The following is a 5,283-nucleotide window of genomic DNA, read 5'->3' on the forward strand; positions in this document are numbered from 1 at the left end:
GTTACATTCATGATGTTCATTAAAATAGAGGTATACATTGCCGTTTTGGAATTTCCCATAGACCGCAGCAGCGCTGTACTTGCACTGTATATACCCAGAAAAGGGAACGACAAAGCCGTCAGATAAAAATAAACAACAGCATTCTCCATTACCTCATGTTCAACATTTCCAAAAATAGTTGTAAGAATAAACCGGTTCCCTGCCAGGGAAATCACCATAATCAAATTTGCCATCCCGGTAATGGAAAGCAGAAGCTGATCTGCCGTTTTACAGGCTTTCTGCTTATTTTTCTCTCCCAGCCGGTGTGCAGCCACAACCGCACCTCCGGTTGACAGGCATACAAAAATATTAATCAGCAGGATATTAATGGAATCTACCAGGGAAACTCCGGACACCGCTGCTTCTCCTACGCCGGACACCATAACGGTATCTGCCATTCCCACCGTGACTCCCAGAATCTGTTCCAGAATTAAAGGAATAATCAATGCTTTTAATTGTTTGTTAGAAAATATCTCTTTTTCATTTCCCATTATTAATCACTATCTTTCCAGAGCGTGTTTGAAACATGCTCTAACGAATCCTTTATACGTTCAGTTTCTTACTCCGTTTTCCTCTTCCAGCATGGTACACTCCCGGAATCCGTCTGCTTTTAATTTTATCGTTTTTATTTCAAATGGCTGAAATTGCAGAACTGCTTCCTTCCCGGCTGCCTTTACAACTGCTTCTGCCCTGGTTCCGGCAGTTTCAAACAACCGGATTATCTCATCACCGCTCTCCCCGTGAGTCTTTAAAACAGAACAGGATACACTGTCTGACAATACCTGAAGGATCCCTGCCCTTTTTGTCCAGCTCTTGCCACTGTGACAGCTGTCTCCTAAATATTTTACGGGCATCATCAGGAAATCTGCCTCCTGAAATAACCTCTGATTGGAAATCGGTTTGGTATGAGGAAGCAGCTCCATCTGAAAATCGTAACTGCCCTGATTCATATAGCGGTATTGAAAGGATTCTTCCAGCGGTCCGCCCTTCCCTCTGGCAAATACTACACTTCTGGACAAAATAAGCCGATATTCCCTGCCAGCCTGCCGGACACCGTAAGTACTGTTATTAAAGATCGCAATGCCGCTTCCATCCTGATTTTCCATATCCGCAAAACGGTGCTGGTAATATTCACTGTCATCTGGAGTGATTTTCTGCTCCACATAAAATGCCGTCTCCGATTTGACCTGCGGCTGTTCATCCAGTCCAGGAACGCAATAGCAGATCTGGCAATGCCGCTCCAGATTCGTCAGTGAGACTGCCAGCTTCAGCCGGTCACTTCCTTTTTCCAGGATATAGTCGATTGCCATTTCCGACTTGTTATAGTATAAAAGACTTCTTACAATCAGCCGCATCGGCGTTGTTTCTATGAGACGGATCTTACCTGGAGAAAACCTCCCTCGTAGTTCTTCTGTTAAATGTGTTTCACCCCAGGCTCCTCTGTCATCGTAGAATACCTTTATGTCAATCTCTTTCCCAAGGAGCTCCAGATCTCCCAATATAATGGAATCCGGGCAGCCCGTTGTTTCGCTGATATGTACTTTTAGAATTCCATTGTCCATAACATTATCCTGATACTTCAGAGAATTTCTATCCGGCACCTGTTCCGGTCCTTCCATCACGGTCCGGTACAGAGCATAGCCATATGCCGGCACATCTGCATCGAACAAAATTCCTTTTCTGGATTCCGGCGCACTTAACTGATAGCCGGTCTCGCAGTAAGATATCTCCCTTCCTTTCCAGTCCCGAAGCCGTAATTGTTTTTTCCCGGCTCTTGGCACATAGAGGTCCGCACAGAAAATTCCCTGATACCTGCATCCGGTAGGATTAAACAAGATCAACGGAAAGCCCTCTCCTCTGGTGTCTAATTGATTTGCCATTGCCTGAATGGCATTTCGAACCATTTTTCTGGCTGCTGCCACGGCACCCTTTAATTCTTCACAGGATTCATTTCTTGCCGACTGGATGCTTGTTCCAGCCAGTACGTCATGAAATTGGTTAAACAGCACTTCTTTCCAGGCAGCATCCAGCAGATTTTCGTCAGCCTCTTTTCTGACTCCGGTAAATGAAACCGCCATAGCATACATGGATTCTGCCTCCTGCAATGCCCACTCCGCCTTACGGTTTAACTGATTCAGTTCACAATCCGAACTGTAACATCCCTGAAAAATACGCCCCAGCTCTCCTTCAAAAGTGTTTAACTTATCCGCATCCACCTGTGCAAAAAATTCATCAATCGTGGAAAAATCCAGTTCTAAGTCTGTCCGTTCTTCTTTCAGTTCATAGACAGAGCGGATATTTTCAATCGTGGGTCCGCCTCCATGGTTGCCTACCCCATAGAAAACTGCCATCCGTTCCACATCATGTTCTTCCATTGCAGCAAGGCTTTCTGATAAATTAAATTCAATCGCTGGTCTTGTCCATGCCATGTATTCCCCACCGGTCCGTTCCGCCACCACACTGCTTCCATCCGGCGCTTTCCACAGAAATACCGGCGGTGTGCGAAGCTTTTCTTTATCCGGTCTTGAAGTCACGTAATTCTCTATCCCGCAGCCCTTTAACACAGCCGGAAGATTTGCACCATGCCCAAAACTATCCACGTTATATGCAGTTTTCACATCTACTCCAAAGTTCTCCTTTACAAACCGCTTGCTGTATAAAAAGTGCCTGATTAAACTTTCTCCGGAGGGCAGATTACAATCCGGTTCCACCCACATACCACCTGCAATATTCCACCTTCCTTCTTCTACTCTTTTTTGTATTCTCTGAAATTGATCGGGACAATTTTCCTTCATCCATTCCAGATAAGAAATGCTGCTGTGGGTAAATTTAAAGTCATCAAATTCATCCATACGGTCTAATGCCGACATAAAAGATGACTTCACTTCCTGCATTCCCTCATACCGGTTCCAAAGCCAGACCGGATCTATATGGGTATTCCCGATCATGTGTATTTTTTTCCTGGAATGCTGCTTTGGCGTTTCCTGTTTATTCCGCTCCACTTTTTTCTTGTCCATAATTTTCTCCATTCCGCCGCATATGGCTGCGGCAAATCTATAGAACCTGTTTAGAGCGTGTTTGAAAAATGCTTTCTGACAGCTGTGCGTTCCAGTTTGTGGGAGATTTGTCCCGATTGAAGGGCGACAAGCGTACTATGTAACCTGAATTCGGGGCAAATATACCGCAAAGTGGGGCGTGCAGATGGCAGGAATGATTTTTCAAACACGCTCTAGTACTCCATCCAGCCAGAAACTCTACTGACAGTGCTGATTATTTTGTCAGTCTGCAAGGCGGAGGATGGAAGCGGAGTGGTTCCTCCGCTGACTGACGACAACGCGGCAGATGGCAAAATAGGCAGTGCTGTCAGTAGGGTTTCTAGCCGGATGGAGTACTAGTATCGAAAATCTTCCTTCATAACCTTAAACCATGGATTATAATACACACCAAACTGCCGCTTGGCATCCATTATTCTTCTGTCGGCATCGGCAATGACATTTGCCCCCACATGTCCGAAACTAAAGCCGTCAAAATGCATGGCTGTCAGCTTGTCCAGACTATCCATCCACTGCTTTGCATCAGACCCAATCTGCTCACTAAAGCCACCCCAAATGGTATCCCCGGCAACTAAAAATTGATAGCCGTCACAATCCAGGGCAAAACAAACGCTTCCTCTGGTATGCCCTGGCGTATGTATCACAGACATTGATATCCGGTTGCCAAATTTAATCTGCTCACCATCCTTTAGATATCCATACACATTACAAGCCGGAAATGGATTTCCGTAGAGTAATTCACCTGTGGTCCGCACAGGGTCACCTGATTCCACCTGCCAGGCATCTTCTTCATGGATCATCAGGCAGCAGCTATATTTTTGCCTGAATAATGCAGCCGCTCCAACATGGTCATAATGTCCGTGAGTACCATAGATACACCGGATTTCTTCCGGTGCAAATCCCAGTGATCTGATATTTTCAACAATCTGGGTAAATCCATTTGGAGTGCCGCAGTCCAGCAGATAAAGACCCGTTTCTCCTTCAATCAGATATGCTGCGGCATCAAAGGGATGGGACAGGGATACACCTGCCACCATATAAAGATGATTCATTAGTTTCATTGGTTCGTCTCCTTATATAAAATATTAAAACTTAATATAATAATTTTTTCTGCCTTTTTGGATTCAAATTATTATCATATTAGTTTCATATTATTATCATTTTATCCTTAATTTTATAATTTATCAAGCTAATTTTTTTATTTTTATCATTTAATTTCAGTTTTTTATCATTTTATTATCAGTTGTTAAAGTTCTGTCTTTCTCTTCATCTTTTATTGTGAAATTATAATTCCTGGCATAAAAAAAGAAAGCATATTATAAATTTCTCAATAAAATATGCTTTCTCTTATTACTACAGGTATTCGTTTTCATTCATTCCATTCTTGCTAAATAAAGTCTTAAATTATTGTATATATGTAGCCTGACATTATGCGTGAAGGGCGTATCCTTACCTGCTCACATAATCATAAGTACTGTCATCACAGCAAATACTGAATTTCATTGTCTTCAGATCAGCATCCAGTACCGCTTTGCATCCATTACTTTCCCTTATAATCTTCAATCTGGAATCTTCCGTATCTTCTATCCGAAATGCATCGTCAAATGCCTTGTATTCATTTCGGATCCGCATAAGCCTGCACAGTTCTTTTACAACCGGCTTTTGCGCATCCTGCTCTACTTCTGAAACTGTATAGTTATGTCTGCTGATGTTTCTTGGGAAATCCGTTTTTTTCATCAGCTCATAATCATTAGCTCCCGCCAGCAGTCCCATATAATAGACCTGTGGGATGCCGGGCGCAAAGAACTGAATCGCCCTCGCCAGCAGATAAGCATCATCTTTACAATCCAGTGCAGAATAATAAGTGCAGTTAATCTGGTATACAACAGGTTTCTCATTTGCTTTTGCAGAGAAATCCATCTTAAAATTTGCCCCGTACATTTCTGTCGTTTTGATCACATGTTCCAGCTCTTCGCTTGTCAATAAGTCCTCTACATCCACTGTCCCAATTCCGTCGTGAGTGTCCAGCGTAGTATACTGGTTACGGGGACAGATATCAAACCAGTGTTTTAGCCGCTTTGCGCTGCCCGTATATAGGGTATGGAGCACCAGGACCGGCAGGGCAAAATCATACACTGCATAGCCTTTATCTGCGATTTTCATCTGCACTTTATAATGGTCATGAATTTCA

General features: G+C 43.4%; 5 protein-coding genes and 1 pseudogene. 1 reads left to right on the plus strand and 5 read right to left on the minus strand.

Features of this window, described 5'->3' with window-relative positions; genetic code table 11:
* The 3 genes from ACH2DQ_RS27975 to ACH2DQ_RS27985 all read right to left on the minus strand — a co-directional run.
* A partial coding sequence (locus ACH2DQ_RS27975; RefSeq protein ID WP_395028734.1) for an MATE family efflux transporter occupies window positions 1-530 on the minus strand: 530 nt, incomplete at its 3' end.
* 60 nt (window positions 531-590) lie between these two features.
* A complete protein-coding gene (locus ACH2DQ_RS27980; RefSeq protein ID WP_395028735.1) occupies window positions 591-3,056 on the minus strand; it encodes a glycoside hydrolase family 38 C-terminal domain-containing protein in 2,466 nt (821 codons plus the stop codon).
* Window positions 3,057-3,093: 37 nt separating this feature from the next.
* On the minus strand, window positions 3,094-3,261 hold the full coding sequence (locus tag ACH2DQ_RS27985; RefSeq protein WP_394910730.1) for a DUF6783 domain-containing protein: 168 nt from the start codon (window positions 3,259-3,261) through the stop codon (window positions 3,094-3,096).
* Between ACH2DQ_RS27985 and ACH2DQ_RS27990 the strand changes: the two genes are divergently transcribed.
* A complete protein-coding gene (locus tag ACH2DQ_RS27990) occupies window positions 3,241-3,300 on the plus strand; it encodes a DUF6783 domain-containing protein (RefSeq protein WP_394910851.1) in 60 nt (19 codons plus the stop codon). The genes ACH2DQ_RS27985 and ACH2DQ_RS27990 overlap by 21 nt on opposite strands.
* Before the next feature lie 130 nt (window positions 3,301-3,430).
* On the opposite strand, the gene ACH2DQ_RS27995 is transcribed toward ACH2DQ_RS27990, so the two are convergent.
* Both ACH2DQ_RS27995 and ACH2DQ_RS28000 read right to left on the minus strand, forming a co-directional pair.
* Window positions 3,431-4,153 (minus strand): MBL fold metallo-hydrolase, encoded by a 723-nt coding sequence (locus ACH2DQ_RS27995; protein WP_394910731.1) that lies wholly within the window; start codon window positions 4,151-4,153, stop codon window positions 3,431-3,433.
* Window positions 4,154-4,541: 388 nt separating this feature from the next.
* Window positions 4,542-5,283, minus strand: a pseudogene (locus ACH2DQ_RS28000) (sucrose phosphorylase); the annotation flags it as partial.

The organism is Robinsoniella sp. (assembly GCF_034124845.1).